This window comes from Bacillus sp. B4EP4a, assembly GCF_006680105.1.
Lineage (GTDB): Bacteria > Bacillota > Bacilli > Bacillales > DSM-1321 > Peribacillus > Peribacillus simplex_E.
On the sequence record NZ_VHIK01000101.1, the window covers coordinates 1 to 238 of the forward strand.

At 36.1% G+C, this 238-nt stretch carries 1 protein-coding gene; it reads left to right on the plus strand.

Annotated elements, in window-relative coordinates:
* The coding region (locus FNK51_RS26185) for an SH3 domain-containing protein (protein ID WP_141995237.1) at positions 1–238 on the plus strand (238 nt) is incomplete at both ends.

Genomic DNA, 238 nt, shown 5'->3' on the forward strand with positions numbered 1-238 from the left:
ATGTTAGTAGCCAATATGTAAAAATATCAAACTCTTCATCTGGCTCTAGTACAGCAACTGTAACTTATACAGCAACTGCTAACTTGAATGTCCGTACAGGTCCATCTACTGCTAATAAAATTATAGCAACAGTTAAACAGGGCACAAAGCTAACGGTTACTGGAAAAGATGCGAATGGATGGCTAAAGGTTAGCTTAAATGGTCAAACAGGTTATGTTAGTAGCCAATATGTAAAAAT